Annotated in this window: 29 protein-coding genes and 2 tRNA genes; 13 read left to right on the top strand and 18 right to left on the bottom strand. The window is 69.7% G+C overall.

The genetic code is table 11. The annotated features are described in order from the left end of the window. Positions 1-7 precede the first annotated feature (7 nt). The 4 genes from EF387_RS33545 to EF387_RS33530 form a co-directional block, all read right to left on the bottom strand. Positions 8-829 carry a hypothetical protein gene (locus EF387_RS33545; protein ID WP_128380433.1) on the bottom strand — a complete coding sequence of 274 codons (822 nt, stop codon included), beginning with the start codon at positions 827-829 and terminating at the stop codon, positions 8-10. A gap of 339 nt (positions 830-1,168) precedes the next feature. Continuing rightward, positions 1,169-1,450 carry a hypothetical protein gene (locus EF387_RS33540; RefSeq protein ID WP_128380432.1) on the bottom strand — a complete coding sequence of 94 codons (282 nt, stop codon included), beginning with the start codon at positions 1,448-1,450 and terminating at the stop codon, positions 1,169-1,171. Positions 1,451-1,560: 110 nt separating this feature from the next. Next, a complete protein-coding gene (locus EF387_RS33535) occupies positions 1,561-1,926 on the bottom strand; it encodes a hypothetical protein (RefSeq protein ID WP_128380431.1) in 366 nt (121 codons plus the stop codon). An 86-nt stretch (positions 1,927-2,012) separates the two neighbouring features. Then, entirely contained in the window at positions 2,013-2,918 is a 906-nt protein-coding gene (locus EF387_RS33530; RefSeq protein ID WP_162467256.1) for an ATP-dependent DNA ligase, read from the bottom strand. Between the two features lie 138 nt (positions 2,919-3,056). Here EF387_RS33530 and EF387_RS33525 point away from each other — a divergent pair, with 138 nt between their 5' ends. Beyond that, complete coding sequence (locus tag EF387_RS33525) at positions 3,057-3,281, top strand: hypothetical protein (RefSeq protein WP_238431843.1); 225 nt, start codon at positions 3,057-3,059, stop codon at positions 3,279-3,281. Positions 3,282-3,320: 39 nt separating this feature from the next. On the opposite strand, the gene EF387_RS33520 is transcribed toward EF387_RS33525, so the two are convergent. Next, positions 3,321-3,397, bottom strand: a tRNA-Met gene (locus EF387_RS33520). A 257-nt stretch (positions 3,398-3,654) separates the two neighbouring features. Between EF387_RS33520 and EF387_RS33515 the strand changes: the two genes are divergently transcribed. The 3 genes from EF387_RS33515 to EF387_RS33505 all read left to right on the top strand — a co-directional run bounded on the left by EF387_RS33515 (position 3,655) and on the right by EF387_RS33505 (position 8,565). Then, complete coding sequence (locus EF387_RS33515; RefSeq protein ID WP_128380429.1) at positions 3,655-7,116, top strand: DNA polymerase III subunit alpha; 3,462 nt, start codon at positions 3,655-3,657, stop codon at positions 7,114-7,116. Positions 7,117-7,121: 5 nt separating this feature from the next. Next, positions 7,122-8,129, top strand: coding sequence for a DNA polymerase Y family protein (locus EF387_RS33510; RefSeq protein ID WP_202918444.1), 1,008 nt, complete (start codon positions 7,122-7,124; stop codon positions 8,127-8,129). A 187-nt stretch (positions 8,130-8,316) separates the two neighbouring features. Continuing rightward, positions 8,317-8,565, top strand: a complete 249-nt coding sequence (locus tag EF387_RS33505) for a hypothetical protein (protein ID WP_128380427.1) — start codon at positions 8,317-8,319, stop codon at positions 8,563-8,565. Positions 8,566-8,702: 137 nt separating this feature from the next. Here EF387_RS33505 and EF387_RS33500 read toward each other — a convergent pair whose 3' ends face one another. The 4 genes from EF387_RS33500 to lexA form a co-directional block, all read right to left on the bottom strand. Then, positions 8,703-9,236 carry a hypothetical protein gene (locus EF387_RS33500; protein WP_128380426.1) on the bottom strand — a complete coding sequence of 178 codons (534 nt, stop codon included), beginning with the start codon at positions 9,234-9,236 and terminating at the stop codon, positions 8,703-8,705. A gap of 148 nt (positions 9,237-9,384) precedes the next feature. Continuing rightward, entirely contained in the window at positions 9,385-9,882 is a 498-nt protein-coding gene (locus EF387_RS33495) for a hypothetical protein (RefSeq protein WP_128380425.1), read from the bottom strand. A 161-nt stretch (positions 9,883-10,043) separates the two neighbouring features. Next, positions 10,044-10,119, bottom strand: a tRNA-Trp gene (locus EF387_RS33490). Positions 10,120-10,176: 57 nt separating this feature from the next. Next, on the bottom strand, positions 10,177-10,848 hold the full coding sequence (gene lexA, locus EF387_RS33485; protein WP_128380424.1) for a transcriptional repressor LexA: 672 nt from the start codon (positions 10,846-10,848) through the stop codon (positions 10,177-10,179). Positions 10,849-11,696: 848 nt separating this feature from the next. On the opposite strand from lexA, the gene EF387_RS33480 reads away from it, so the two are divergent. Continuing rightward, entirely contained in the window at positions 11,697-11,912 is a 216-nt protein-coding gene (locus EF387_RS33480) for a hypothetical protein (RefSeq protein ID WP_128380423.1), read from the top strand. A gap of 171 nt (positions 11,913-12,083) precedes the next feature. Here the strand turns inward: EF387_RS33480 and EF387_RS33475 are convergent, their stop codons facing one another. Continuing rightward, positions 12,084-12,839, bottom strand: a complete 756-nt coding sequence (locus tag EF387_RS33475; RefSeq protein ID WP_128380422.1) for an IclR family transcriptional regulator — start codon at positions 12,837-12,839, stop codon at positions 12,084-12,086. 547 nt (positions 12,840-13,386) lie between these two features. Between EF387_RS33475 and EF387_RS33470 the strand changes: the two genes are divergently transcribed. From EF387_RS33470 to EF387_RS33440, 7 genes are all read left to right on the top strand, one after another. Further along, on the top strand, positions 13,387-13,758 hold the full coding sequence (locus EF387_RS33470) for an SH3 domain-containing protein (protein ID WP_128380421.1): 372 nt from the start codon (positions 13,387-13,389) through the stop codon (positions 13,756-13,758). Further along, on the top strand, positions 13,746-14,144 hold the full coding sequence (locus EF387_RS33465; RefSeq protein WP_128380420.1) for a hypothetical protein: 399 nt from the start codon (positions 13,746-13,748) through the stop codon (positions 14,142-14,144). Before EF387_RS33470 ends, EF387_RS33465 begins: the two co-directional genes overlap by 13 nt. Positions 14,145-14,197: 53 nt before the next feature. Next, entirely contained in the window at positions 14,198-14,533 is a 336-nt protein-coding gene (locus tag EF387_RS33460; RefSeq protein ID WP_128380419.1) for a hypothetical protein, read from the top strand. Next, positions 14,533-14,880, top strand: a complete 348-nt coding sequence (locus EF387_RS33455; protein ID WP_128380418.1) for an SH3 domain-containing protein — start codon at positions 14,533-14,535, stop codon at positions 14,878-14,880. The genes EF387_RS33460 and EF387_RS33455 overlap by 1 nt, the downstream gene beginning before the upstream one ends. A gap of 72 nt (positions 14,881-14,952) precedes the next feature. After that, positions 14,953-15,363, top strand: a complete 411-nt coding sequence (locus tag EF387_RS33450) for a hypothetical protein (RefSeq protein ID WP_128380417.1) — start codon at positions 14,953-14,955, stop codon at positions 15,361-15,363. Positions 15,364-15,435: 72 nt separating this feature from the next. Continuing rightward, on the top strand, positions 15,436-16,029 hold the full coding sequence (locus EF387_RS33445) for a hypothetical protein (RefSeq protein WP_128380416.1): 594 nt from the start codon (positions 15,436-15,438) through the stop codon (positions 16,027-16,029). Positions 16,030-16,168: 139 nt separating this feature from the next. Then, positions 16,169-17,152: a phosphotransferase family protein gene (locus tag EF387_RS33440; protein WP_128380415.1), complete on the top strand. Its 984-nt coding sequence runs from the start codon at positions 16,169-16,171 to the stop codon at positions 17,150-17,152. Between the two features lie 16 nt (positions 17,153-17,168). Here EF387_RS33440 and EF387_RS33435 read toward each other — a convergent pair whose 3' ends face one another. From EF387_RS33435 to EF387_RS33400, 8 genes are read right to left on the bottom strand one after another with little or no spacing between them, the layout of a single operon-like run. Next, a complete protein-coding gene (locus tag EF387_RS33435) occupies positions 17,169-17,804 on the bottom strand; it encodes an HAD-IA family hydrolase (RefSeq protein ID WP_128380414.1) in 636 nt (211 codons plus the stop codon). A 37-nt stretch (positions 17,805-17,841) separates the two neighbouring features. Then, on the bottom strand, positions 17,842-18,324 hold the full coding sequence (locus EF387_RS33430; RefSeq protein ID WP_128380413.1) for an NUDIX hydrolase: 483 nt from the start codon (positions 18,322-18,324) through the stop codon (positions 17,842-17,844). 30 nt (positions 18,325-18,354) lie between these two features. Further along, positions 18,355-19,974, bottom strand: a complete 1,620-nt coding sequence (locus EF387_RS33425) for a carbamoyltransferase family protein (protein WP_128380412.1) — start codon at positions 19,972-19,974, stop codon at positions 18,355-18,357. Then, positions 19,974-20,843 (bottom strand): AAA family ATPase, encoded by an 870-nt coding sequence (locus EF387_RS33420; RefSeq protein ID WP_128380411.1) that lies wholly within the window; start codon positions 20,841-20,843, stop codon positions 19,974-19,976. The genes EF387_RS33425 and EF387_RS33420 overlap by 1 nt, the downstream gene beginning before the upstream one ends. A 2-nt stretch (positions 20,844-20,845) precedes the next feature. Beyond that, entirely contained in the window at positions 20,846-21,889 is a 1,044-nt protein-coding gene (locus tag EF387_RS33415) for a Gfo/Idh/MocA family protein (protein WP_128380410.1), read from the bottom strand. Further along, positions 21,889-22,797, bottom strand: coding sequence for a sugar phosphate isomerase/epimerase family protein (locus tag EF387_RS33410; RefSeq protein WP_128380409.1), 909 nt, complete (start codon positions 22,795-22,797; stop codon positions 21,889-21,891). The genes EF387_RS33415 and EF387_RS33410 overlap by 1 nt, the downstream gene beginning before the upstream one ends. Beyond that, a complete protein-coding gene (locus tag EF387_RS33405; protein WP_128380408.1) occupies positions 22,794-24,038 on the bottom strand; it encodes a methionine adenosyltransferase in 1,245 nt (414 codons plus the stop codon). The genes EF387_RS33410 and EF387_RS33405 overlap by 4 nt, the downstream gene beginning before the upstream one ends. Then, positions 24,029-25,024 (bottom strand): glycosyltransferase family 2 protein, encoded by a 996-nt coding sequence (locus EF387_RS33400; protein WP_128380407.1) that lies wholly within the window; start codon positions 25,022-25,024, stop codon positions 24,029-24,031. The genes EF387_RS33405 and EF387_RS33400 overlap by 10 nt, the downstream gene beginning before the upstream one ends. Positions 25,025-25,248: 224 nt before the next feature. On the opposite strand from EF387_RS33400, the gene EF387_RS33395 reads away from it, so the two are divergent. Next, the gene (locus EF387_RS33395; protein ID WP_128380406.1) at positions 25,249-26,592 is read left to right on the top strand and encodes an NsdA family TPR-like regulatory protein; all 1,344 of its coding nucleotides are present in this window, start codon (positions 25,249-25,251) and stop codon (positions 26,590-26,592) included. The last annotated feature ends 154 nt before the right edge of the window (positions 26,593-26,746 follow it).

The raw sequence follows: 26,746 nt of genomic DNA, 5'->3' as shown, positions 1-26,746 counted from the left end.
CGCCTCGTCACGCGCTGGTGACGGGCACGTTCCGCAGCAGTGCGGCGGTCATCGCCAGCAGCGTCTCCGCCTCGGCCCGGTCGTACTCGAAGTCCTTGGTGACCGCGTCGTTGTGCAGGGCGCCGCAGGTCTGGCTGTACAGCGCGTCCTGGATCCGCCACCACCGCTCGGTCTGGTTGCACTGGCTGGCTTGCTTCCTCGACCCGGGGTTGTCCCAGGTGACGTTCTCCCGGACCCACTCCAGCGCCCGCCTGACCTCCAGGATCGACGCCCGGACCTCGCCCACCGTCAGCAGCCGCTGCGCCTCCCGCAGCGTCCGGCCGACCTCGTCCCGCCCCGGATCGCCGAGCGGGTACGGCACCGCCATCTCGAACGCCGCGGACGGCCCCAGCTGGGCAAGCTGCTGTTCCCACCGGCTCTTGGCGATGGTGATGTGCGCCGTGTCCTGGGTGCTCCCCGGGTAGCCGGGCGCCTGCGGCAGGGTCGCGTTGAGGTCGATCTCGAACCGTACGTCGCCGGTGCGGCCCTCCTCGATGGCGTGGACCTGCAACGAGGTCAGCGGGAACGACAGGGTCTCCCGGTGGACGGTCACCGTCGGGGTGTACGCCAGGTTCGCCGTGGTCCGGGCGAGCCGGGATCGCTGCCCCGTCGCCTCGAAGCCGAACAGGTCCGCCTCCAGGGCGAGGATCTTCCCGGCCTCAGCGAACGGTGACACTCCCACGGCGAGCTGAACGGACAGCTCGTGAGCTCCCAGGGCGCGCCGCAGCCATGTCTGATCGCTGCCGACCTCCACTGTGAACCGGATGTCATCGAACCGGAGTTCCTGCATAGCTCCCCCAAAGGGCGTGTCGATCACCCGATTCTGCCGGGCGAGCCGCCGCAACACCGCAGATTTCCCCCGGCCGCAGGCTCCAGCCCGCAGACCCGCCGGGCCCGGCTCCAGCTACACCGGCCGCGGTGCCGTCCGGCGCGCACCGCCCCGGCCCAATACCTCCGGACCGCGCCGGGATGGAGTGGGGTGCGCCGGCACGGTGTCCGTCATCCCGTACAACCGGCCGGAGTTCGAAGTCGGCTGCGTGCTGGACTGCCCGCGGTGCGCTACGCGCGTCTGCCGCTGGGTGCGCGATCGTTGCGGTGATGCAGACCAGAGGACCGGCGCGGTGACCTTCTAGGCTGTCGCCGTTTCCGGATGCCGGGCCGTGGTCCGTACTGCGGCCTCAACTTCGAACCGGGGTTTGTCCTCGCCGTTGGCGTGCGCGGTGACGGCGGCCTGGACTTCACCGGCTAGCTTCCTCCAGTGCTGCCAGGCCTCTTCGTACGTCTCGGTCTGCTCTGGCGGCCACGGAGTCACCGTGGGACGGCCGTAGGTGTTCCGCAGTTCCAGTACCCGGGCGTGCGCCTCGTCGGCCGCCTTCTGCATCTCCACGAGACCGTCGAATGTGTGTGCCACGTTGATGGATCCTATGTTGCTCGCGCTATGCAGCCTCGCATCGTCGACCGCCGCGCCCGCAGGTCATGCGTTCTCGGGAGTGGTCTCGCCTCAGGCTGTCCAACGGTGGCTCACGCTGGGCGTGCCTCTTCCGCCGCCGCCTTCAGTGGTAGGCAGCGGCCGCAGGTCGGCCGGTCGCACACCTGCAGCGGACCGTCCCATCTGTGACGTCCGCGCCAGCGCTGTTCGTAGCACAGCTGGTCAGGCCCAGACTGAGGCATCACCCGCAGCGCGCGCCGCATGGCCGACCGGGCCGCCGTCAGCGCCCCGGGCACGGTGGGGTCGGCCAGAAGTCGCACCACCTCGTCGATCGCAGCACAGCCCTGGCGGTAGCCCGGCAGCTCGCCCGGGGGGACGCCTGGGCCGTGGACACGGTCGGCCGTCTCCACGGCCTGGCGCCATTCCCGGGCGCCCGGCTCGTCCTGCCATGTCGCCATTGGCCCTCCGCCCGTTCCTTCCCGCGCCGGTTCCCCCTCCTTGTAACGTCCGGGCTCCAGTCAGGGCGCTGGCGACACCGCGCTGTTCACCCGGACGGCCCCGGCTCTGCCGGACCCAGGTCCTCGCGGAGACGAACGAACCGCACGGTCCGGTGCCGGGTGGTGCCCACCTCGACCTCAGCGAGCAGCGGCGTGACCACTCGGTGGCCCCCGCCGGGCAGCGCCTCCCGGACGCCGGCGGCGAGAGCCCGGCCGACGGCGGCGCGTTGGCTGCTGTCCAGCTGCGCGGTCTGGGCGAGGGTGCCGTCCGGGAGCCGGATGATGAGGTAGGCGGGGCGGGCCGGGGAGCCCGCGATCGCCACGATCTCCGTGTCCACCGTGTCGACATGCTTGATCTTCAGCCAGCGGGTGTGGCCGGGAGCGTAGGGGCTGCCCAGGCCCTTGGCGACCAAGCCCTCCAGGCCATGGGGCCGGAGCTCCTTGTACCAGGCCAGGGCCTCCGTGCGGCTGGTGGTGGCGGGCACCGGCTGGATCACACCGGGCGGTGGCCGCAACAACTCGCCGAGCCGGTCTAGGCGTTCCTGCAGCGGGCGGGGGCGCAGGTCGGTGCCGGTGATGGCGAGGCAGTCGAAGACCAGGTACACGATCGGTGGCCAGCGCCGGCGGTCACGGCCACGGCGGCGGGCCAGCGCGGTGAAGTCGAGGCGGTCGCCGACCACGGCGCACAGCTCTCCGTCCAGGACCGTGCCGACCGGCATATCGTGCAGCTCGTCCAGGACCTCCGGGGCCATCGCGTTGAGGTCGCCTCCCTGCCGGGAGTACAGAACAGGACGGTGTTCCTCGAGTACGCCTGCGACGGCCCGCCACCCGTCGGCCTTGACCTCATAGCGGGTCTGGGCGCCCGGCCAGTGGTCCTCGGCAGGAAGGTCCCTCGCGGTGACGGGGCGTACGACCTCGACGGGCGGGCGTACGGGGACATCCTCACGGGCCATGGCCTCCAGCGCACCGGACGAGCGCTCCGCACCGGGCGTGACGCGCGGGAGCAGAAGCGGAGACCCACCGGTTGGCCGTGCCCGGCCGGATCTGTCGCGCATGTCGTCGCATAGCGGCTGGTCGGGCAGGATGGCCCCGTGGGGACATGGCACGTCACGATGCAGTTCAGGCCCAGCGGCCCGGCGGTGGAAGGCACCTGGACCGACCACGCGGTGGCGTTGGAGAAGTTCCGCGGCTGGTTGGGGATCCACGGCAGCCGTGACGGAGTGACCATCGTCTTGCTGGAGGACACCAGCGGGGAGCGTGAGCCTCTGCGAACGTGGACGAAGGAGCGGGGCGAGGTCATTCACCGTGCCGCATAACGCATCCAGCCCCCGCGACATGGTCAAGGGGGCCGGAGTTGGTAGCGGGGACAGGATTTGAACCTGCGACCTCTGGGTTATGAGCCCAGCGAGCTACCGAGCTGCTCCACCCCGCGTCGATAGACCGCAGCCTACGGCATGCGAGTGATCCAAACGGACCATTACTCACTGCCGGAGTTGTACGGCACTCCAGACGGCAACATGCCGGCCCGCCGCTGCGGCCATGAGGGGGTAGGCACGAGAACGGACCTGGCGCCCCTCGGGCGACACGTGGACGGCACCACTCGACGAGTTCGAACATATTTTCGGTTTTCGGTTATGGTGGAGACCTGGAGGGACACCGGTCAGGGGAGGGACAAACGAGAGGCAGGAGGTGCGCAGCGGTGGATTTACTCATCTGCACGTCGCCTCCGGTTACTCCGCCCGCTACGGCGCTTCCCTCCCCGATGCCCTCGTGCAGGGTGCTGCAGAGCATGGGATGACGACGCTCGCACTGACCGACCGGGACACCGTCGCGGGCGTGGTGCGCTTCGCCAAGGCCGCCGCGGCCGCCGGCGTCCGCCCCGTCTTCGGCGTCGACGTCGCCGTTGCCCCCGTCCGCCCGCCCGACCCGGCTGCCGGTCGGCCGCGTACGCCCGTACGCGGCGGCGCCCATGTGGTGGAGCCGCCATTGCGGATCACCCTGCTCGCGCAGAACGCGGCAGGGTGGGCGCGACTGTGCCGCCTGGTGTCCGCCGCACACGCCGAGGCCGACAGTGCGGCGCCGGTGGTGTCCTGGGCGGCCTTGCGCGCGTACGCAGACGAGGACCTGGTGATGCTGCTCGGTCCCTCCTCCGAGCCGGTGCGGGCGCTGTCCGCCGGCCGCCCGGACGTCGCCGAGCAGTTGCTCGCGCCGTGGCGGGAGTTGGCCGGCGAACGGCTGCGGCTGGAGACCGTGTATCTGGGCCGGGAGGGCACCGGCGCGGGCTCGCTACGGCTGGCCGCGCGCACCGTGGGTCTGGCCGACCAGCTCGGCGTACGCGCCGTGTTGACGAACGCGGTCCGCTACGCCGATCCCGGTCAGCACCGGCTGGCCGACGTGCTCGACGCGGCCCGGCTGCTGCGGCCCGTGGACCGCCGGCACCTGGACGGCGGGGAGCGGTGGCTGAAGGGCCCGGCCGCCATGTCCGCGGTCGCCGAGCGGATCGCCCAGGCCGTCGGCGACGAGTCCGCCCGTGCCGTACGCCTGCTGGCCGATACCGAGGCCACCGGGCAGTCCTGCACCCTCACCCCGGCCGACCTCGGCCTGGGCACCCCTCACTTCCCCGAGCCGTCCGTCGTGGGTGCGGGCTCGGAGCCCGGTTCGGGGATGCGGCTGCTGAGGCAGCGGTGTGAGGCCGGGATGGTCGCTCGCGGCCTGGACCGCGACGAACGCGCCGTACGACAGCTCGACTACGAGCTCGAAGTCATCGGACGGCTCACCGGCTTTGAGGCGTACTTCCTCGCCGTGGCCCAGGTGGTCGCCGATACCCGGGCTCTGGGGATCCGGGTCGCCGCGCGCGGCTCCGGCGCGGGGAGCATGGTCAACCACTCCTTGTTCATCGCCACGGCCAATCCCCTTGACCACCATTTGTTGTTCGAGAGGTTCGTAAACGAGCGCAGGACGTCGCTCCCAGACATCGACCTCGACGTGGAGTCCGAGCGGCGCCTGGAGGTGTACGACGCGATCATCAAGCGGTTCGGCACAGAGCGGACCGCGGTCACCGGCATGCCCGAGACCTACAGGGCAAGGCACGCCCTGCGGGACACCGGGCTTGCCCTCGGGATTCCGCCCCAGGTCGTGGGCGAGATCGCCAAGAGTTTCCCGCACATCAGGGCGCGGGATATCCGCGCGGCGCTGGCGGAGCTGCCGGAGCTGCGGCAACTCGCCTCCCAGGCAGAGAAGTTCGGGCCGCTGTGGGAGCTCGCCGAGGGCCTGGACGCGCTGCCCCGCGGCTACGCCATGCACCCCTGCGGGGTGATCTTGTCCGACGCGTCACTGTTGGACCGGCTGCCGGTGCAGCCGACCCCGGCCGGCTATCCGATGGTGCAGGCCGACAAGGAGGACATCGAGCTCGGCGGCTACGCCCTTCTGAAGCTGGACGTGCTCGGAATCCGTCTTCAGAGTGCGATGGCGCACGCGGTTGCGGAGATCCGGCGTGCCACGGGGAGAGTCCTCGATCTCGACAATCCCGACCACGTCGACCTCAACGACCGGCTGGCCTTCGAGATGATCCAGGCTTCGGACACCGTGGGCCTGTTCCAATTGGAGTCACCTGGTCAACAAGATCTTTTGTCCAGGCTGCAGCCCCGGCACATGCAGGACGTCATCGCCGACATCTCGCTATTTCGTCCAGGGCCGGTAGCCGGAGGCATGCCTGCGATCTTCATAGCGGCCCGGCACGGTGCGGCCCCGCGGTACGCGCACCCGGACCTGGAACCGATCCTGTCGGACACGTACGGCGTAACTATCTGGCACGAGCAGATCATCGCGACGTTCACACAGCTGACCGGCTGCGATCGCGCTGCCGGCGAGTACGCCCGCCGCGCCCTTGGCGACCCCGACCGGCTCCCCCGCGTCGAAGAGTGGTTCCGTCGTACGGCCGGTGACCGCGGCTACAGCACGGCCGTGCTGGACGAGGTCTGGGAGACCATCTCCAGCCATGGCGCATATGGATTTTGCAGGGCGCACGCTGTCGCTTTTGCTGTTCCTGCACTTCAGAGCGCCTTTCTGAAAGCACGCTTCCCGGCGTTCCTGTACGCCGGGCTCCTGGAGCACGACCCCGGGATGTGGCCGCGACGGCTCGTCGTGTCCGATGCCCGCCGCCACGGCGTGCCGATCCTGCCCGTCGACGTCAACCACTCGCGCGCCGTGCATCAGGTCGAACAGACCGAGCAGGGCTGGGGCGTGCGCCTTGCCTTCTCCAACATCAAAGGGATCAGCGAGGGTGAGGTCGCGCGGCTCGTGGCCGGCCAGCCCTACACTGGCCTGCAGGACCTGTGGCAGCGCGCCCGTCCCTCCCTGCCGATCGCGCAGCGGCTGATCCGGATCGGCGCGCTCGGCCCGCTCCCGGGCGACCTCACCCGGCGGGATCTCCTGCTGCAGGCGACCGAGCTCCATCGGCAGTCTCGCTCCCGCACTGCCACCGACGGTCAACTGCCGCTCGGCGGCGAGCTGGTGACTTCCGCCCCGAGCGGGCTGCCCGAGATGACCAGCCGGGACAAACTCGGCGCGGAGCTGGACACGCTCCAGATCGACGTCACCCATCACCTGATGGAGCACCATCACCGTCTGCTGAACGAACTGGGCGCCACCACTGCCGCGCACCTGCGGGGCATGATCCCCGGCCAGAAGGTCCTGGTCGCCGGAGTCCGCGCCTCCACCCAGACCCCGCCGATCGCGTCCGGCAAGAGGATCATCTTCGTGACCCTGGAGGACGGCACCGGCCTGGTTGATCTCGCCTTCTTCGAGAACTCCCACGAGGCCTGCGCGCGCACCGTGTTCCACTCCGGTCTGCTGCTCGTGCGCGGCACCGTCGAGTCCCGCGGCGCGCGCCGTACGGTGGTCGGCGAGATGGCCTGGGACCTGGACGAAGTGGCCGCCGCCCGCCGCGACCATGGCCCTCAAGCCGCCCTCGACCTGCTCGGCCGCACCGACCCGGCCCCCACCCCGGCCCAACCAGCAGCACCGCAGCGCACCCTTGCCGACGGCACCGCGGGCGCACGCCTCCACCCGTACGCCGACCTTCAGCCCGCCGGCACCCGGTCTGCAGACCTGCGCCGGCTCGGGCACCGGAGTCAGGGAAGCGCAGGGTGATCACGATGAGCGGACGCCACCTCCTCCACCTCCGCTTCGACGTTCCGGCCGTCGAGGAAGCCGAACTCCCCGAGGAGCTGCGCCGCTTGCTGGAGAACGTCACGCCCCGCGTGCAGGTGATCGGGCCGGACTCGGCTGCCCTCGACCTCACTGGAGCGATCCCGTACTGGAAGCGGGACGCCCGCGGCCTGACCGAGCTGGTCCAGTTGCGTGCGCTCGCCCACTTCGGTCTGCGCAGCTCGGCGGGGTGCGCTCCCAACCGGATGCTCGCCGCGATGGCCTGCGCCCTCACCCCGCCCGGGCAGCGCACCGTCGTCGATGACTCCCCCGAGGCGATCTCCGCCTTCCTGCGCCCGCGCCCGGTCCACGAGTTGCCCGGTGTGGGCGTGCGGATCGCCGCGACGCTCGGCGAGTACGGTCTGCACACCGTCGGCGACGTCGCCGATGTCCCCCAGCTCACGCTGCAACGTCTGCTCGGCGCCCGGGCCGGCCGCGCCCTCCACGAGCACGCCCAGGGCCGCGACACCCAGGTCGTCGACGCCACCCCGATTCCGGCGAGCATCAGCAGCGAGTACCGCTTTGACCGCGACGAACTCGACCCGGCCGCCCACCGGCGTGCCTTGATCGCCCTCGCCGACGACCTCGGCGCCCGTCTCCGTGCCTCCGGCCAGATCGCGACCGGCCTGACCTGCACCATCCACTATGCCGACCGGAGCTCCACCCGCCGTAGCCGTGTCCTGTCTGAGGCGACTCAGCACACCGTGCTTCTGGCCCGCGCGGTGTACGCGGTCTACGAATCCCTCGGGCTCCAGCGCGCACGGGTCCTCACCATCGCGCTGCGCGCCGACGCCCTTCGGCCAGCCGACCTGGCCACCCGTCAGCTCACGCTCGACGCGCGGGACGAGAGGCCTCTCGCGATCGAAGCCGTCGCCGACCGTGCCCGGGCACGCTACGGGCATCAGGTGCTCTACCCCGCCGCCCTCGCCATCAACTCCCGTCCCCCTACTGCCTGACGCCGGACCAAGGCGGTTTTGCCCGCGGGCCTCGATCATCGATGCACTCAACCAGACCGACAGGGCTTTGGCCCAGTTTCCTCGCAGCGTCCGGAAGTTGATCTCGAATCCCTGAGCGCCCGGCCCAACCGTGGAGCGCACGCCGGCGGATAGCATGCCCGCAGCCGCCGATCAGAAGGACCTCACCATGCCTCAGGCCGAGACCACCCAGACGGAAGCTGCGCAGCCGCACGCCACAGGCTCCGGTCTCCAGACGGTCGTGGCCATCTTCGGGATGTCCATGTTCGCAATGGTGGTCGGCACCGCCTTGTACGGACCCCCGGAGAACAGCGAACGGGCGTTCCGGCTGTTGCACTGGTGGAAGCGAGACCCGGAGCCCATCCCCGAGGCGCCTACGCCTCCTGGCCAGCGCCGTTCCCAGCGGACGAAGCGTTGACGAACTCCACGGCTGGTAAAGGCTGGGCCCGCCACCACGGGGGGAGTGACGGGCCCGGCCTGAAGTCCACGGTGCCACATCCGTCTCGAACGCGCGCGGTCTCCGGATGAAGTGTCTGTAACCACGGAAGCCACGGGTCAGGCAGGTACGGACTCCACCAGGTCGGGGGCGTCGAGAAGGTAGAGCTCGGGGGAGGTCCGGTCGTCCGAGACCAGGTCCTGCGCGGTCAGTGGTCGCTTCGTCTCAGGGTCGCGGTATCCGATCCCGGCGGCCTGCAGAGCTTCGTCCAGGCCGCTGAGCAGCCGTCGGCGTGTGGCCTCGTCTTCGTGGTCCCAGCCTGCGGAAATCGTCGCCGCCCGGGTTCCATGGGGGAAGACGACGATCGGGCCGTCCGGCTCGCGCATCCACGGCCCCAACGCGTCCAGGGCGTCGTGGATCAGCCGCGAGGAGTGCAACAGCGTGCGGCCGTCGGCTTCGGGAAGGGCAAAGGCAGCCTGCTTGACGATCTCCTCCGCACTCTTGCCCGCCCGGTAGTCCTGAACCATGGCGGCACCAAGGGCGTACATCGCGTCCTGGAAGGTCTTGGCGGCGTTGTAGGTGTGGTTCTGCTCGCCCAGGGGCCGCTCGGCGGCTCGCCGGCGCCGGAAGTTCGCCATGATCCCCTCGCCCATCCCATAGTCCTTTACACGTCGACGCCGCCCGCCCGAACGAGCCCAAGGTTATCGACCTTGCTCGCACCAACCGTGAGCGCACGACCGCAGGCATACAGCGCGGGAGCCGGTGTGCCACCGAACCTAGCCTGTGCGGATCGGCGGCCGGTTACTGATAAAGGAAGTCGACATCGAACTCTGCGAAGCCGACGAGGAGTTCGAGCGCCGTCGTTGCCGCCGCGAGCCGCTCCTCGGCCGTACACGCTGCGCAGGCCTCGCGCACGGCCCCGGTCGCCCCGTCGACGGTGCCCCAGTTGGCGTCGTATGCCTGGGCCACCTTCCGGAACGACGCCGTGGGGTGGAAGGGTGCGTCGGCCGGCTCGCTGCCCTCCATGAGCACTTCGGGCAGTTCACCGTAGGTCTCGGCAGTGACCAGGCAGGCCCAGTGGACCAGGATCCCGGTGGTCGCGGGGTCGTCTTTGAGAACGTTCAGGAGCTGCTGGCGGCACGGCTGGCAGTCGTCCAGGACCGTGTCGTAGAGCTGAGTCACCAGGCCGACGATCGCGCCCTCCCGCTCCTCTTCGTACGACATGGGAGTAGCCCAGCGCCGTCGGTCATCTCCGCCGTGGTCGTGGACGTGGTCGGTGGCGAGCACAATCCTGGACACGAAGGCCTCCGTGGGCACCGGTTTCCGAAGGACGGGGTCATCGTCTCGCGGCGGAGCAGGCGGCAGCGACCGTTTTCGGATTCCGCTACTGCCAGGCATGCGGGACGGGCTCCGCGTTCAGCAGTGACGACGGACGGGCGGCAACGCTGTAGTGGCGCCCGTGGCAGGGGTGGCAGGAGTCGAACCTGCGGCATCCGGGTTTGGAGGCCGGCGCTCTGGCCTCTGAGCTACACCCCTTCGGTGCGCTCAGCTTGGCAGGATCGACAGGCGGATCTCCAAGGGTTTTCCGGCGCCTCAGAGCACACGCAGGACGCTGACGACCTTGCCGAGGATCTGAGCCTGGTCACCGGGGATCGGCTTGTAGGCAGGATTGCGGGGAAGCAGCCACACCTTCCCGTCCTGACGGCGCAGGACCTTGACGGTGGCCTCGTCCTCCAGGAGTGCGGCGACGATGTCCCCGTGGTCGGCGCTGTCCTGGCGGCGCACGGTCACGATGTCGCCGTCACAGATCGACGCGTCGATCATCGAGTCGCCGGACACGGTCAAGGCGAAGAGATCTCCCTCGCCTACGACCTGGCGGGGCAGGGAGTAGACGTCCTCGACCATCTCCGTGGCGAGCAGGGGTGCGCCGGCGGCGATCCGACCGACGAGCGGCACGTCGACGGGCGCCTCGCTCCGGTCCCCCAAGTCGGGTGCCCACGAAGGTCTGACTCGGTAGGCGCGGGGACGGTGCGGGTCACGGTAGAGGACGCCCTTGCGCTCGAGGGCCATCAGCTGGTGGGCGACCGAGGACGTGCTGGCGAGATGCACAGCCTTGCCGATCTCCCGCATCGACGGCGGGTAGCCCTGCCGGCGGACCGCCTCCGTGATGCAGCGGACGATCGCTGCCTGGCGGGTCGTCAGCTCCCCCTCGGCAGTTCGGATGCCCGGAGGACGACCTCGGCGTGCGGGCGCGGCGTTCTCCATCCGGGGCACCTCCGTACAAGATCTCGCAGAGCGTGACCATAACCCGCCATCCCGCGTAAATGGAACAGTGCTTCGACGTCCTTGGGGAAGAAGGTGCAGGTCTGCGCGTCGAGCATCTCCAGTTCGACGCATCCACCCGACATGTCAAGGGTTAGCGGTCCCCCACTTCGCCCCACTTCCGTGAGCGCAGCCCCGTCCCCGAAGACGGGCGTACCGGACATCAGGGGCTCGGAGCAAAGGCGTAAAGCACCCCAATTTGATGCTGCGGCGGGCTGCTTCCCACTTCACCCCACTTGCGGCAGAGGCATCCACTCGCGCACCACGAGGTGCTTCGATCACCTCACGTAGACCGATCACGGGTTCTCACGCCTGGCGTGCATCGCTCACAAGGTTCACGCCCGAGGGGTCTCGTGACCGAGGCGGTGTCGGCGTTCCATCGGAGTGCCAGCAGAAGGGAGGACAGAGGGCCAGGGCGCTCCGGACATCCATGGCCCGGGAAATATGTCAACGCCGAACCATTGCCATTCCTCGGCCACTTCACGGCCATCTCGGCGAAGCGTGGCCACGTCGCGGCCACGTTCAGGGAGCTGCCTCGCACGCGAGACGACCGCGCTTCGATGACGGCACGCAAGACGATCTTTAACGGCGTTAACGGAGTCCGTCGCCCGAAGAGGGTGCTGGCGCGCATCGTGCTCGGCTTCGATCGGGACCATACCGGCGCGCGCACCGGTCCGAACTGCACCACACGATCTCCCGAGGGGAAGCCGGGCTGGACAGCCCGTCACGCCGGTCCGGCCGACTTCTCCCCGGGTCACAGAAAATCCCCGGAACTGGAGGAGTACATCCCCGTGACTCAGACCGACCGTAGCGCCTCGGCGCCTCCCTCGACCACGGCGAAGGCGCTCACCTGGATCAGCGCGTTATCCGTGCTGGGCACGATCATCGCCGTCATCGTGCTCACCCTCAGCGGCAACAGCGACTACCTAGCCCCTGTGATCGGACTCGGAGCCGCGGCGGCCGCCACGGGCGGGACGGTCCAGGTCCGCATTCACGTCCGCCGCTGAACGCTGCCTCGTGCTGTACGAGGCCAGCGCCAGGTCCGCCCTCAAGTCGGGGGGCGGACCCGGCGCCGTGCGCCCGGCTGTTCCGTCGGCGAAAGGTAGACGGCCGTCAGTTGATCCGGCAGGGCACGCGACGGCCGAACGCGCAGGCGCGGACAGCCTCTTCCCCGCTCGTCATCCGGTCAGGTGAGGCAGACCCCCGCTGGACACCAGCAGGCTGAACCGGTCGGCGGCTGCCACCGTCCGTTTGATCGCGCCCCTCGTGTCCTTCAGCAGTGAGGACGGCTTGAGCGAACTGATCGCGCCGTAGACGGCGTCGCCCCACAGCACTGGGGCGGCGACCTCGCCCCATCCGGCGATCTCCTCGCGGCCCAGGCTGTAGCCGGCGTCCCGTATCTCCGGCAGTGACGCCAGGAAGTCGTCGGCTCCTCCCAGCACTCCGGGGCCGGCACCTGCGGGGACGGCATCGGTCAGCACGGTGTCGACCAGCGGGGCAGGGAGGTGCGCCGCGATCACCCGGCCGGACGGTCCAACCCTCAGGGAGCCGCCCACAGCCACCAGTTGGTCGGCGGTCAGGCCCAGCGCGTCCAGGTCGTACCGGCCTGGCGCGTAGTCGGCCAGCACTCGGCGGGGACCGCCGTACGGGGAGATCACCCACAGCATCGCCATGGCGTCGAGGGCGCTGCTCAGCTGCTCCAGGAGTGGGTGGGACGTCTCGGTGCCCGGTGTGTGCACCATTGCCTGCATGCCGATCTTGGCCGCGCCGGGGCCAAGGCGGTATTTCCTCCCGGGCAGCTGCACGAAGTACATGCTGGGGATTCCGGACTGCAAAATGCGGTACACCGCCGTGACGCTGAGGCCGGTGACCTCAGCGATTTCGCTGGGACCGTGTGCGGGCCCGTCGAGGAGCGTGAATGCTCTCTCGACCATCTTGACCCGCTGGGCGTGCGCGGTTCCGCTCGCTGGTCGTGAATCTGTGGTGGTCGGTTCTCCATCGGTCGTGTTGCTTGCCCTGCTGAACAAGGTGGTCTTCCCTCGCCATGCAAGCCGCTTTCTCCAGGTCCGAGTTGAGCGGCTGTCCCCGTCGGGCCTGTCGACCCTTCTGGCGTTCATTCATCGGGCCTCGACTTCGGCCCGCGCCCGGCGACCACCCCCTTGATTGCTTGATCAACCACTCGGGCCTCAGGTGCATCGTACATCCGGCACGCGAAAAGGCGAGAGCGCTTACATCGCATCAAATCTGGCATTGCGGGCGGTTATTGCGTCACGCGAAAAGAGCCCGTTCCGCCCGGCGCAAAAATGCATGCCCACAAGGGTCTTGAACTGGGGATTTGCGTCACGCGAAATCTCACGGAGACGACCCCTATTTCGGAATGCGCAAAAAGTTGACATGCGCAAGAGACTTCAATTGACTTCCGTCTCGTCCCGAACGCAAAGGCATTCACGGGAGTGCCGGAAAAATCGAACGGGGAAACACGTGCGCGCACGAATAGCAATAGGCGCCCTCTCACTGACGGCCGCTTTGGCGGGCTCCGGCCTGGTCGCGACCGCCGGTACCGCGCAGGCCGCCACAGGACAAGCCGCCGCGAAGGGCTGCTACGTCACCGCGTCCTCCGCCAAGGTCCGCTCCAAGGCCTCCGTCACCTCTACGCCGGTGGGCATCGCCTACAAGGGCAACCGGTGCTCCGAGAAGGACGTCAAGGTCATCGACAGCGGCATCTGGTACCGGGTCAAGATGACCACCGGCAACGCCAAGGGCAAGACCGGCTGGATCCGAAGCGACCTCCTCCACACCAGCGCGGACGACACGGGCACGTGCATCCCGGAGGACCCCTCGTGCACCGGCTGATCAGCAGCCCGCGCGCTCGCGTCGGCGCGATCGTGGCGACCCTGAGCCTCGGCCTCGTCGGAGGTCTGGCCGCCACACCCGCCTCCGCCAACAGCTCCGGTTGGTGGACGTCCCAACATGGGCGTGCCGAGGGCTTCTACAACGAGAACAACGGCCACGTCTACGCAAATGATCTCCGGCGGGACGGCTACAGCGCGATCACTCAGGTCCGCACCAACCGCGACGGCTACTTCGTCGTCGACGTCAAGGACACGAAGGCCAACGGCCAGGGCAGTTGGAAGACACCGACGCTCTACCGCGGAGTGGTCTTCAAAATGCGGGTCTGCGCGGTGAAGGGCAAGCACAAGCCCACACAGTGCTCGGTCTGGCACACGTTCGAGCGGTGAGAACTGCTCCGTGTCCCGGAGCGGCATCCGCAGGTAATAGCGAGGACGAAACGATGAAGACACTCATGGGCCGAGCCACGGCCGCGGCTGGGCTGGGTCTCGCTCTCACAGCAGGTGTGGGCGTCTCGGCGATCGCGCCGCAGGCTTCGGCGGCCGACACCTTCAACCAGCCGATCACCTGCAAGAAGGCCGACGTGCGCACCAAGCCGAACGGCAAGGGCAAGCACGTGATGTACGTGTACCAGAAGGGCGCGGACTACGGCCACATCACCAAGTCGTGGCTCGACAAGAACGACAACATCAGCTACTGGTGGGGCACTTGGCACCACGGCAAGACTGCCAAGAAGGGCTGGGTCAAGCTCGCGTGTGCCGACCCCCGGGCCGTCTGATGGCCGGCGCAACCATCCGGAAGACGATGGTGACCGCCGTGGCCGCCGCCACGCTGGTCGTCCCCGTGCTCGCGGGGTCAGCTGAGGCGGCCACGACGAAGGCCGTCGTCGGTACCTCTGCCTGCGGGAAGAAGTACCCGGCGGGCTACTGGTGGACGTATCCGACCACGAACACCAAGTTCCGGGCCGGCTCCGGCACGAACTACGCCGCACTCGGGCTCCTGCATGAGGGCGACGGCGTCGAGGTCAAGTGCAAGGCCAAGAAGGCCGGCTGGATGCGGGTCTACGTACTCAACGGCCCGCAGGACGGTCGTACGGGCTGGGTGGCCAGCAAGTACATCGCCTGATGCCAAACGCCGCCGGGCGGGTCCACTGCGGGCCTGCCCGGCGGCGTACGTGCCACCGAAGGAGCAGACTCCATGCTCAACGCCACATGGATCAGGCTGGCCAGCGGTCAACTCGTGCGCGCGGACCGCATCGTCGGCGTCCGCCCGGAACGTGCCGAGGCCCCCGAAGGCCGGTGGGCTGGCCCGAGCAACGTAAGGATCATGGTCTGTCTCGACGTCCCGGAAGCGGACGCCGAGGAGGACACCGGTGCCTGGTGGCAAGAGGCGGCCGTGTGCGCCCAGGACCGAGGTGACCTCCTGGTCGTGAACCTCCTGAACCTCATGGCCGACGCCACTGCGGGCTCGGGCCTCCGGTTCATCTACCCGGTCGTACGGGCCGGCCAGTTCGAACGGTGGGCTTCCGGATCCGTCCTCCCGCCGGCCGAGGAGCCGGCCGTCACCGGACTCCCGCGCATCCCGCGCGGTGTGGCGGCCCGCGCCTGAGCCAAGCCTCCCGTCGAAGCACGACCTGACGCTGCCCGGCGACGGGAACGATCAACGGGGAAAGAGAGGAACATGCGCACGCGAATGCGCGTCATGGCGGTAGCGGCGGGTGCTGTGACGCTGGCTGTAGCGCTGACCAGCTGCAACGACTCGGAGCCGGTGAACAACCAGGGCGGCTCCGAGTCCCGGTCAGCGGACAGCAAGACCGTCTACCGCCTGGGCGAGGCCAGCCCGCCGCAGGAATCCACCATGCAGAAGTCCAAGGGCGCCACCTTCACGGTCACCCCCACGAAAGTACAGACGGGGACGAAGGCTGAGGTGGAGAAATCCGGTCTGCAGCTCGACAAAAGTGACGGCCCCCAGGTCCCCGTGTACGTGTGGGCCACGCTCACCCACAACAGCGGCAAGGCCATGACCGTGGGCGACATGGACGACGACCTGGTCGTCGCGACGGACAAGGGGCAGCGCACCAAAGCCCTCATCGTCCTCATGGGACAGGCCAAGTGGCCGAACTGCCCGGCGGCGGACACCGAGAAGCCTCTGAGCGGCAGGCAGTCGGAGAAGATCTGCAACGTCTTTCTGGTTCCCGAGGGCCAGAAGGCCTCCGCGGTCGAGCTGACCCAGGGCTACTACAACGATCCACTGAAGTGGCCGGTCATGAGCTGACCCGACCGGCGTAGCAATCGAGCACAGCGGACCCCGGCAGAGCTGCCTGTCGGGGTCCGCGCCGCGTTCCCGGTGCGAGTTCGCTGCGCCAGAAGCGACTCCTCGGTGCCGTCATGGCGCGAGGCGTATAAGGGGCGACATGGACTTCCGACCGATCCCCCGTGAAACCGAGGCCTTCCAGCAGTCCGTCACCGCCGAGGACATCCAGGCCATGTGCCGGCGAGCCTTCGGCACCACCGTCCAGGTCACTTCTGCCGTGGAGCTGGACGGCGGCATGTACAACACCACGTCCCGGATCACCGCAGACGGTCTCGGCGCGCCGGTCATCCTGCGCGTCGCCCCGGCACCGGAGCGCCAGTTCGCCTCGGAGCACGCGTTGATGCGCAACGAGTACGCCACCGTGCCCTTCCTCGCGCCCGTCGCGGACCTGATTCCCGACGTGCTGTTCGCCGACTGGTCGCATGAGGTCATCGGCCGGGACTGGATGGTGCAAAGCCACCTTGCCGGTACACCCGCTCGCCAGCGCCTCGGCGACTACCCCCGCGACCTGTGGCCCGGCTTCTTCGCCCAGCTCGGCACGATCGCACAGGACGTCCATGCCGTACGGGGCCCGCATTTCGGCCCCGTCGCCGGGCCCGGCCACCCCACCTGGAGTGAAGCCGTGGTGGCCTCCCTGCACGACATCGCCGCGGATGTCAGCCGCGTCGGTCTGGACGCCACAGACGTAGACACGGCGGCCGCCCTCGCAGCCGAGCACCGCGACGTGCTGGACGAGATCACCGAACCCCGGCTGCTCACGGGCGACTTGTGGACCGTCAATACGATGCTCGCTCCTGCCCCAACGCCGGTGATCAGCGGGATTCTCGACCTGGACCGCACCTTGTTCGGTGATCCGGCTGCCGACTGGACCATCCGGATGGCCAGCGCCAAGCGGGATGAACGGACGGCGTTCTGGAGTACCTACGGACCCCGCGGCACCTCGCCGGCTGACGCCTGGCGGACCCTCCTCTACGAGGCACGGCATCTGGGTGCGATCCGACTGGAGCGGTACCGCCTCAACAACGCCTCCGGGATCCGTGACACCTACGACTCCATGGCTGCCGTTTTGGCCCGGATGGCCTGAGGTGCCCGCACGGCCGCTACTGGCCGAGCAGCGGAGCAAGTGCCGTGCGCAGCTGACCGAGTTGGCGGTAGTGGAGGCCGGCCATCCCTGCGTTGCAGGCCGCGGTGACATTGGCTTCGGTGTCGTCGACGAAGAGGCATCGGTCAGCCCTCGTCCCGACGAGTTCGGCGGCAATGCGGTAGACCCGGGGGTCAGGTTTCGCGACGCCAATGCGGGCGGAGTTGACCACCGTGTGGGCGAGGCCGTCCAGGCCCTGGCGGGCGAGATCCTGCTCCAGCCGTGTGGTTCCGTTGGCGACCAGGACTACGGAGGCGACCTCGCGTACTTGGGTGAGCAGGGCTACCAGCTCCATGTCCACGAGCGGGACGAGCTCGGTCCAGGCGGCCACGGCTGCGGAGGCCTGCTCCTGTGATCCGTAGGTTTCGGCGAGGTCGGCCGCCATGGCGGACCGCCACTGCTCGTCGGTGATCGCCCCGGTGATGGCGGGGTGGACGCGGGCCGGGGCGAAGGCCGCGGTCGCGATGGCGCCGCGGGGCAGTCCGTGCGTGTGCTCGATGTCGTCGTCAGCGGGCCAGTGCCGCAGTACGCGGTCGACGTCGCACAGGACGGCGTCATACGGCACGGAAGGGCGGGCCGGGTGCTCCTCAGTCATGCCTGCAGTCTGATTCCTCGGACCGCTCGGGGCAGGATCATCCGTCCAGGACGACGGGGCGCACGGGTGCACCGTGCTCGAGGACGCCGGTGACCAGGTCGGCGAGACCGATCGGGTAGACCGTTTCGGCCGTGGCATTCAGTTCGGCGAGGGTCCACCAGCGGTGTTCGCGGATGTTGTCGGGCTGCGATGCCCGGGCCGGGTCGATGGCGGCCGCGGGGATTCGGGCGAGGAAGTACTTCTCCACCTGGCGGACTTCGCGCCCGCCGACCAGGTGCTCTTTGCTGCGCTCCGCGAGCTGGTCCCCGAGCTCGATCGCCTCCTGGAGGACACCGAGCTCTTCGCCCATCTCGCGGAGCACCGCTGCGGCGTGGTCTCCCCCGTCTGTGTCCTCCAGGGAGCCGCCGGGGGTGGCCCAGAATCCGCCGTTCTCGTCGTAGCGCAGGAGAAGGACTCGGTTGTCATCGTCGAGGACGATGGCGCGGGCGGCTTCCCTCAGCGGCGGAGTGGAGGTCGTCATGCGCTCCAGTGTGGCAGTCCCGGGGGGACGTCAGGACCGCTCGACCAGGTATTCGCCAATGCAGGCAGCGTCCAGGTCGCAGGCCTGGAGCGTGGCGAGCGCGTGGGCGGGTGTCTCGACGATGGGTTCGCGGTCGTTGAAGGACGTGTTCAGGATGACGGGCACGCCGGTGAGCTGGTGGAAGTGCTCGATCAGGGCGCCGTAGAGGGGCGCGGCGGCTGGGTCGACGGTCTGGACGCGCGCGGTGCCGTCGACGTGGACGACTCCGGCGATCTTGTCAGTGTGGTCGGGGCGGACCGGCGGGGCCAGCAGCATGAAGGGGCTGGCCACGTCCAGGTCGAACCAGGTGCTGGCGTGGTCGGCGAGGACGGCCGGCGCAAATGGCCGGAAAGGCTCGCGGTGCTTGATCCTGCGGTTGAGGGCGTCGGAGCTTGCGGTGGTACGCGGGTCGGCGAGGATGCTGCGGGCCCCCAGGGCGCGGGGCCCGAGCTCGCTTCCGCCCTGGAACCATCCGATGATCTTTCCGTCGGCGATCATCTGGGCAGCGGTTTGGGCGATGTCGCTCTCCCGCCGCCACGTGAACGGCGTCCGGCGCCTTTCGACCAGGCCGGATCGGGGGTCGCGGTTCAGCGCCTGCTCGATCTCGTTGCCGGTGTACTCGCGGCCGAAGTAGTCGCTGGACAGCGGTCGCCTGGGCAGGTCACCGGTGAGGCGGTGCCAGGCATACAGGGCGCAGCCGAGGGCCTGTCCGCGGTCGGATGAGGCGGGCGGAGCGAAGTAGCCGGTGACCGCGTCCAGGCGGCGGATCTTGTCGGCGGCGACGCAGTTGAGGGCGACACCGCCCGCGAAGCACAGGTTGCCCAGACCGGTGGCGGCGATCGTCTGTTCGGCGAGCGCGGACAGGGCGCGCTCGGTCTGGTCCTGGACGTAGGCGGCGGCGTGAAACCCGAGTTCGTGCTCGCCGCGGCTGTCTGCCGGTCCGAAGTCGAAGCCGGTTCGTTCGGCGAGTTCCGCGATTCCGGGCGCGTGGGTGCGGGTCAGGCGCCCGTGCACGGTGGCGTCGACGACGTCGAACAGCGGGGCGTGGTAGCGGTCCGCATCGCCGTACGAGGCGAGCGCCATGGTCTTGCCGGCCTCCTGCTCGTGCCAGCCGAGCCAGTTCGTGTAGGCCTCGTACGTTGCGCCGATCCCGCCGGAGCGCGGCCGGGTGGGCGGGTTGCCGCCCAGGCGCTCGATCCCGTCAGGGGTGGCCCGGTAGTAGGTCTCGGTGTCGTTGTTGTTGCCGCCGCCATCGACGACCAGCACGGTCGCCTCCTCGTACAGGCTGAGGCAGTAGGCGGTGTAGGCGTGGCTGAGGTGGTGGTCGACCGGGACGATCCGGGCTGGGTCGATGCCGAGGTGGGCCAGGCCCGCCTCGGCCCGGGTGGGCAGGGTGCGGCCGATGCCGCTGACGGCGACCAGGTCGACGTCGCTGAGCTGGAGGCCGGCCGCGCGCAGGCAGTACAGCAGGGAGGCTTCGAAACCGGGGCTGTAGCGGGTGCGGTTGAGGCGTTCCTCGCCGATCGCGACCATCACGGTGTCGGTGATCAGGGCGGCGCCTCCGTCGTGCCCGAGGTTGATGCCGATGACGCAGGGCTTCGTGCCGCTCATCACGCGGCCCTCCGTACGGCGGGTGCGGTGAGCGGGTTCCACAGCCGGGTCCGGCCGGACGGGTCGCGGTGCAGGGCGCCGAGCTGGCACAGCTGGACGGTGCTGCCGCGGTGGGTGAGCGGCGGGGTGAAGGGGTGGCCGAAGGCTTCCAGGCCTCCGAGCTCGGCGTAGGCGTCGGCGAACTCATCGGCCAGCGGCGGCCGCGGGTTCGGGGCGGTGGCGGTGGTGAGATGTCGTGCAGTCTGGTCGAGTCCTGCGTCGGCGAGGACGCCGGCGATCTGGGCGAGGACCGCTTCGGGGGTGGCTCCGTCGGTGTTGATGATCGCCGGTGGGGTCGGGCACAGCGTGGGGGCGATCTCCACGTAGAAGGTGTGCAAGCGTTCCAGCAGTCCGGCGTCGAACCACTGCTTCCAGCGCGGGAGTTCAGCGACGTTTCCGCGGCGGTTGAGGCTCTGGTCGGGGCTGACCAGAAGGATCGCGGTGAGAACCGTCTCGGGCAGTTCGGGGGCGATGCGGCGGGCGTAGAAGTCGCGGGCGGTGCGGTAGGGCAGGGAGTCCTCGGCGCGGGTGGCGTAGCAGTACGCCAGGGCGCCGAGGTGGTTGCGGTCGGAGATGAGCAGGCGGGTGTCCGGGTCGGCGGCCAGGTGCCGCATGGCGCGGGCCTTGTCCAGTTCGTGCCTCAGGAACCACAGGGTGTGTCCGGCCGGGCTGGGGTGGACGGGAGCGGCGAGGCCGGTGGCGAGGCGGGCGTTGGGTTCGGTGAACCACATCGATTCGTCGCCCAGGGCGCACACCATACGTGCGAGCAGTGACGTCTTGCCCGCTCCGGGCGGGCCGTCCAGAACCAGTACGGGAGCTCGGTTTGCCACGATCAGGTTTCCTTCCGTGTGCGGGTGCCGGGGCGGGCGAGTTCCGCCAGGGCGAGAGCGAGGTCCTCGACGCGCAGGGCGAGGTCGACGCTGGTCGGCAGGTCGGCGGGGTGCTGCCCGGACAGGCGGGCGTCGACGGATGCCCATAGGGCGGCGAATGGGTCTTTGAAGCCGCTCTGGGTGCCGTCGGCCGTGGTCAGTCGGGTGCTGTCGGCCGGCTCGTAGGGGCGGGCGAAGTCGATCGTGGCGGCGGCGTCCGCGTCGGCGAAGTGGATCTGCTCGCGGAAGACACCGGCCGGAGTCGCGGCGATGACCAGGGTGAACGGCTCCCCCTCCGGTCCGTGCAGCAGAGCGTGTACGGACTGCTCGGACGCGTCGAGCGTGCAGGACGTGGCGGTGGTGCCGGGTACGGCCAGGACCAGCGCGGTCAGCAGGTGGTAGCCCTGCCACAGGAGGATCTGCAGTGCCGTCACCTGGTGCGGCGCAAGGCGGTCGGGGACCGGCTGCGGCGGATCGCCGGCGAAGGTGTACGGCGCGAAACCGGGCGGGAGCAGACGGCGGCGCGCGGCTTCGTCGACCCCGTCGGCTTTCACCAGCCAGCCGCCGGAGGGTTCGGGCACGTGGGCGAGGGCGGCGTGCAGCGCCGGGTCGTGGGCGCGCATCGCCCCGACTTCCAGCAGCAGCCCGGCGTCCCGCGCCCGCTCGGCGAGCTTGCGGGTGCGGATGACGTCCAGGCAGACGGGTTTCTCGGTGACGACGTTGACGCCGGCGTCGAGGGCCTCCTCGATGAGGTCCTCGTGCACGCCGGTGAGGATCACCAGGGCGTCCGCGTCCTGCAGCAGGTCGCCGACCCGGGTAGCGGTGCGGGGAACGGCGAACCGCTTCTGGGCCGTGCGGGCCCGTTCGGGGTCCCGGTCGGTGACGGCGATCAGTTCGAATGCCTCGGAGCCGGCCAGGAGTGGCAGGTGCAGTCCGAAGGCGGCGGCTCCGCATCCGGCGACCGCGAGCCGCCACGGCCGCGCGGTCGGGCGTGTGGTGGGGGTCATCAGGATGCCTCCGGAAGAGTCCAGCAGGTGGTGGCCGCGTGGTGGGAGCAGCGGGCGATCTCGCCTGCCGGCAGCGCCCGCAAATCGGGGTTGAACAGCTCCACCGACACCGGCCCGCGGTAGTCGGATCGGGTCAGGGCGTCGGCGAAGGCCGTCCAGTCCAGGGCGCCGTCGCCGGGGAACTCCCGTTGCGCGTCGGTGAGTTCGCCGGCCGTGCCGGGTCCGGGCTGTGGGATATCGGCGATCTGGACGTGCGTGATCGCGCTCGTGTCGAGACTGGTGATGTGGGACGGGTCGGCGCCGGCGACGGCCCAGTGGAAGGAGTCCACCAGCACACCCGCGTTGGATGTCTTGGTCTCCTGCAGCAGTTCGGCCAGAAGGGGCAGGCTGTCGACGACCGGGTGGGGGCCGTCCAGGTCGGGCGGCAGACCGTCTCGGACGCTGACGGCTTCGACGGCGAGCCGTACCCCGTGGGCTTCGGCCGCGGCGGCGAGCTCGGCGATCCGCTGCCGTGCGAGGGTCCGCGCCTCGGCGGTGTCGAGGGGCGAGCGGGGGTTGATCACGGTCGTGGCCACCGTGCAGCCGAGGGCCGCCATGGCCTCCAGACGGCTGTCCAAACCGTCGAGGCACGCGCGGTAGGTGTCCGGGGCGACCAGGAGCGGGGCGGGCAGGACGGGCCCGGCGGGCAGGATGCCGCTCGCGGCCGCCACGGTCACCCCCATCTCCTTCAGCAGGTCGCGTAACCGGCCGATGCCGAAGGCCTGGGCTTGCTGGATGGAGACTTCGACCTTGGGGAATCCGGCGCCTGCGGCCAAGGCGAGGAACTGATCCAGCGGGATACCGGAGAGGGTGGCCGGGTTCAGGCACGGCACGAACTGCCCGGCGGCGTCGGCGAGCGCCGCGGTCATGCCGTAGCCAGCTTTCCGTCGAGCAGCTGCTCGCGCAGCGTGTCCAGGTCCTCCATCACGTCGGCGATCACCCGCCGGACGCGGGCGGCACCGATGGGGTTGGGACCGGAGGCCTGCACGATCGCCTGCCAGGGGTCGGTCAGGTCCCGGCCGGACTGGGAGACCAGCGCAACCGCGCAGTCCAGCCCGGTCTCCTCGTGTAGACGGCGCGCGGCTTCGGCGGCCGCCAAGTTGTACAACTTGCCGACGTGGTACTGGGGGTTCTTGCCGGAGACGCCCTCGGCGGACCAGGGCCTGAGCATGCTGATCAGGCCGTTGGCGCGGTTGCCGCGGCCGACGACGCCTTCGTCGCCAGACTCGATCGACGAGCCGGTCGCCGTCAGGTACAGCTCGGGCCGGGTGTCGTCGTCGCGGGTGTTGATGGCCACGGTCACGTGGTGCTCGGGCGCGATCGTCGCCGCGAGTTCGGCGATGAGGTCGCGGGCCTGGGTCCGGTGGGCGATGTACGTCTCGAGGTCCGGGGTCTCGCGGGCGATCTGCGGGACGCAGGCGGTCAGCTGCACGCGCGGGCCGTGGCGGACGACCATGAGCTTGATGTCGGTGCCGTAGTAGGGGTGTTCGGCACGGAACGCCTCGCTTGTCAGCTGCTCCTCGATGCCGAGGGCGAGCTGCTCGGCGGTGCCCAGCGGCCAGTAGGCGACGCCGGCGCTGGTGTCGTTGCTGAACAGGCGGTGCCGTTCGGCGAGGTCGTCGAGGGTGCGTGGGGCGAACCAACGCTGGCGGGAGGCCTCGTGCTGGGCCGAGTCGGGGGCGTGGACGGCGCCGGGGCTGGACGCCTGGGTCAGCCGCGGCCGGACGTCGACCCACCGGTTGACGTCGAGCAGAGGCAGCGCGCTCGCGAGGTACTCGCGCGCGGCGGTGGTGACGATGTCGACGACCGGGATGGCATGGTCGCCGAGGGCGGCGGTGATGCGTCCGTTGACCAGGACCTGGACGGGTGCGGTGAGTTCGCCGTGGCCGAAGCTGACGTCGGCGGATCCGCCGAGCAGGCTGGTCTTGTCGGTGTTGTGGTGCAGGATCGCGCCGAACTCGTCGAGGCAGTAGCGGCTGTAGGCGCGGGAGATCGCCTCGGCCACTCCGTCGGCGAGGGTGTCGGGGTGTCCTGCTCCCTTGCGTTCGACAACCTCGGCGGCCAGGAGGGCGGAGGCAGCGGACAGGCCGGATGTGCTGGTCACGTCCATGCGGAGGACTCCTTCGTCGGGGTCGGGGCGTGCTGGGCGAGGGCGATGGGGCGGCAGCCGAGCAGGCGCAGGCGGCCGCGCTCGAGGTGGTAGGCGCCGATCCGGACCAGGTCGCGGGCGCCTTCGACGGCGCGGGAGCGGTCCAGGAAGGTCCACCCGGCGGCGAGGTTGATGACGGCGGAGTGCACAGCGTCGCGGTCGGCCTGGATCGCGGCGGGTTCCACGATCACGCTCAAGTGCATGCGGGCGACGCACACGCCGTGCCCGGCGCCCTGGCGCACGAAGTACTTCAGGGTCGTCTCCGGGCGGTAGACGGGGTGGGTGGCGACGGCGGCCGGCTCGATGATGGTCTGGTGGCCGGCCTGGCGTGCGCGGTCGATGAATTCGAGGTCCTCGCAGTCCCCCATCCACCGCCCGCGGCGTCCGAGATCGGTGCGGAACAGGCCGATGTCGAGCGCGGTCCGTCGGTGGAAGAGCAGGTTGCAGCCAGTGGCCCAGTACGGCCACTCGGCCGGCTCCCGGCCGTCGGGCCAGTCGACCGCGCCGTGGCACTCGCGCAAGGCCTTCGTCAGCGCCGTGACCTGCCCGCCCGGGTAGACGACGTTGGTGCGGCCGCCGACGGCGAACACCTTCTCTTCTTCGATCGCGTCGACGAGGGTCTGCAGCCAGCCGGGTTCAGGGGTGATGTCGGGGTCGGTGATGGCGACGTAGACGCCGCGGGCCGCACAGATCCCGCGGTTGCGTCCCGCGCTCAGCCCCGGGGTCGACTCGTACAGCACCCGCACGGTGAACGGCCAGGCACCGTCGCGGACCGTGTCCGCGATGGGCCGTACGGGCCCGGGCGGGTCGTTGTCCACGACGACCGCTTCCATGCGCTCTGCCGGAAGAGTCTGCCGGGCCAGCGCGTCCAGCAAATTGCGCACCTGGGCGGTGTTGCCGCGGGCGCTGACCACCACGGACACCAGCGGCGATTGCCGATGAGGCATCGGCGCTCCCTCCTCGCTCGGTGGGGGATCGGGATGCCGTTCATGTCACCGCCACCGCCCCATGGCGGGGAAGGCGAATCCTGTTGCGGAGCTGTTGCGGACCGTGCGTCGAAGTCCTGCACAGCTGGTGCCCGGACTGGCTAACGTGACGGTTCATCAGGGAGATTGCGTGCTGAGGGGGAACCGCGATGCCCGGCCAGCTGTTACTGCATCCGTTAGTCGCCTTGCGTGCCGAGCTCGGACTGACCGGCGAGGAGTATCTGGATCTGCTCGACGACGTGCACTACGCCCTCGGGTACGGCCGGATGGCCAAGAGCCGCCAGAAGATCTCCCGCTGGGAGAACGGCGTCAACGCCCCCGACGACAACGCCCGGTACGCCATGGCTCGCCTGCACGGCATCCCGCCCGAGGCCGTCCCCGAGCTCGGCTGGCCGACTTTCCTGTTGCTGGCCTTCCCCGATGACCGCGTGATCCTCGACAGCCCGTGGACCCTGGCGGGTACCGTGACGGCAGTAGCCGCTGCCGCTCGGGGAGGCTCCATGATGGATCGACGGGGATTTCTCATCGCCAGCGGTGCCGCGCTGGCCGGGCTGGCCTTGAGCTGGAGCGAGGCGCTTGCCGAGCCGGCGGCCGCCTCCCTCGCAGTCCCGCCCGACCCCGTTCTCGCCAACACCCCGCTGTCCACCGCGCTGTTGAACACGCTGGAGCAGCGCCTGGACGACTTACGCCGCCTGGACGACGTCCTCGGCGGCTCCCGGCTGCGCAGGACGGCGATCGCCGAATACGAACTGCTGAAGGACCTGGCCGAGAACACCGGCCAGCACGGGCCGCTCGAACACCGGCTGCTCTCGCTGCTGGCGGAAGCCGCACGCATGTGTGGCTGGCTGCACTTCGACGTCGGCCACCAAGCCCTCGCCCAGCGCTACTACGTCACCTCGCTGCGCGCCTCGGCCAGCGCCAATGACGCCCAGGTCGGCGCGAACACGCTCGCTTTCATGGCCATCCAGGTCTACTCCGAGGGCAACCCGCAAGACGCCGTCGGCTTGGTGCGTACGGCCCAGGACGCCACGATGCGCCGTACGACCCCGCGGGTGAGGGCGATGCTGCATGCTCGCGTGGCGCGCGCCCTGTCCAAGACCGGCGCCGGCACCGCGTGCTTCAACGCCCTTGACTCTGCGAGGACCGAGTACGCGCGGGGGCCGCACGACGATGATCCGTCCTGGTCGTACTGGCTCAACGAGGGAGAGATCGAGATGCTGGCCGGCTCCTCCGCCCTCGATCTCGAAGATCCCCGACGTGCGCTGACCCACTTCGAGCGGGCGCGCCAGGCCCAGTACGCGGTCGACGGCTACGTACGCGACAACGTCCTCTACTTGACCCGGACCGCCCGGGCCCATCTCCAACTCGGTGACCTGGACGCGGCCTGCGCCGCTGCGACGGACGCGTTCACACAGAACGCCGCCCTCGATTCCTCACGGCCGTCAGGCGCCCTCGACGATCTCCGCGATGAGCTGGGGGCCCACCGGAACGTTCGAGCGGTGCGGGACTTCCTGCTGCTCACCGCGTAGCTGTCGCACACTCACGGTGCGGGCCGGCCGCCGTCACCTAGTTGTGCTGTCGCATGAGGTTGGTGCCACGGTCGCGATTCCGGCCGCAGCGACGCCTCGCACGCACGGTCTCCTCGGGCGGGAGGTGAGTCGATGATGTACGGATGACATACAT

The sequence above is a fragment of the Streptomyces cavernae genome, assembly GCF_004023625.1.
Taxonomy (GTDB): Bacteria; Actinomycetota; Actinomycetes; order Streptomycetales; family Streptomycetaceae; genus Streptomyces; species Streptomyces cavernae.
This window is presented reverse-complemented; position numbering and strand designations above follow the sequence as displayed.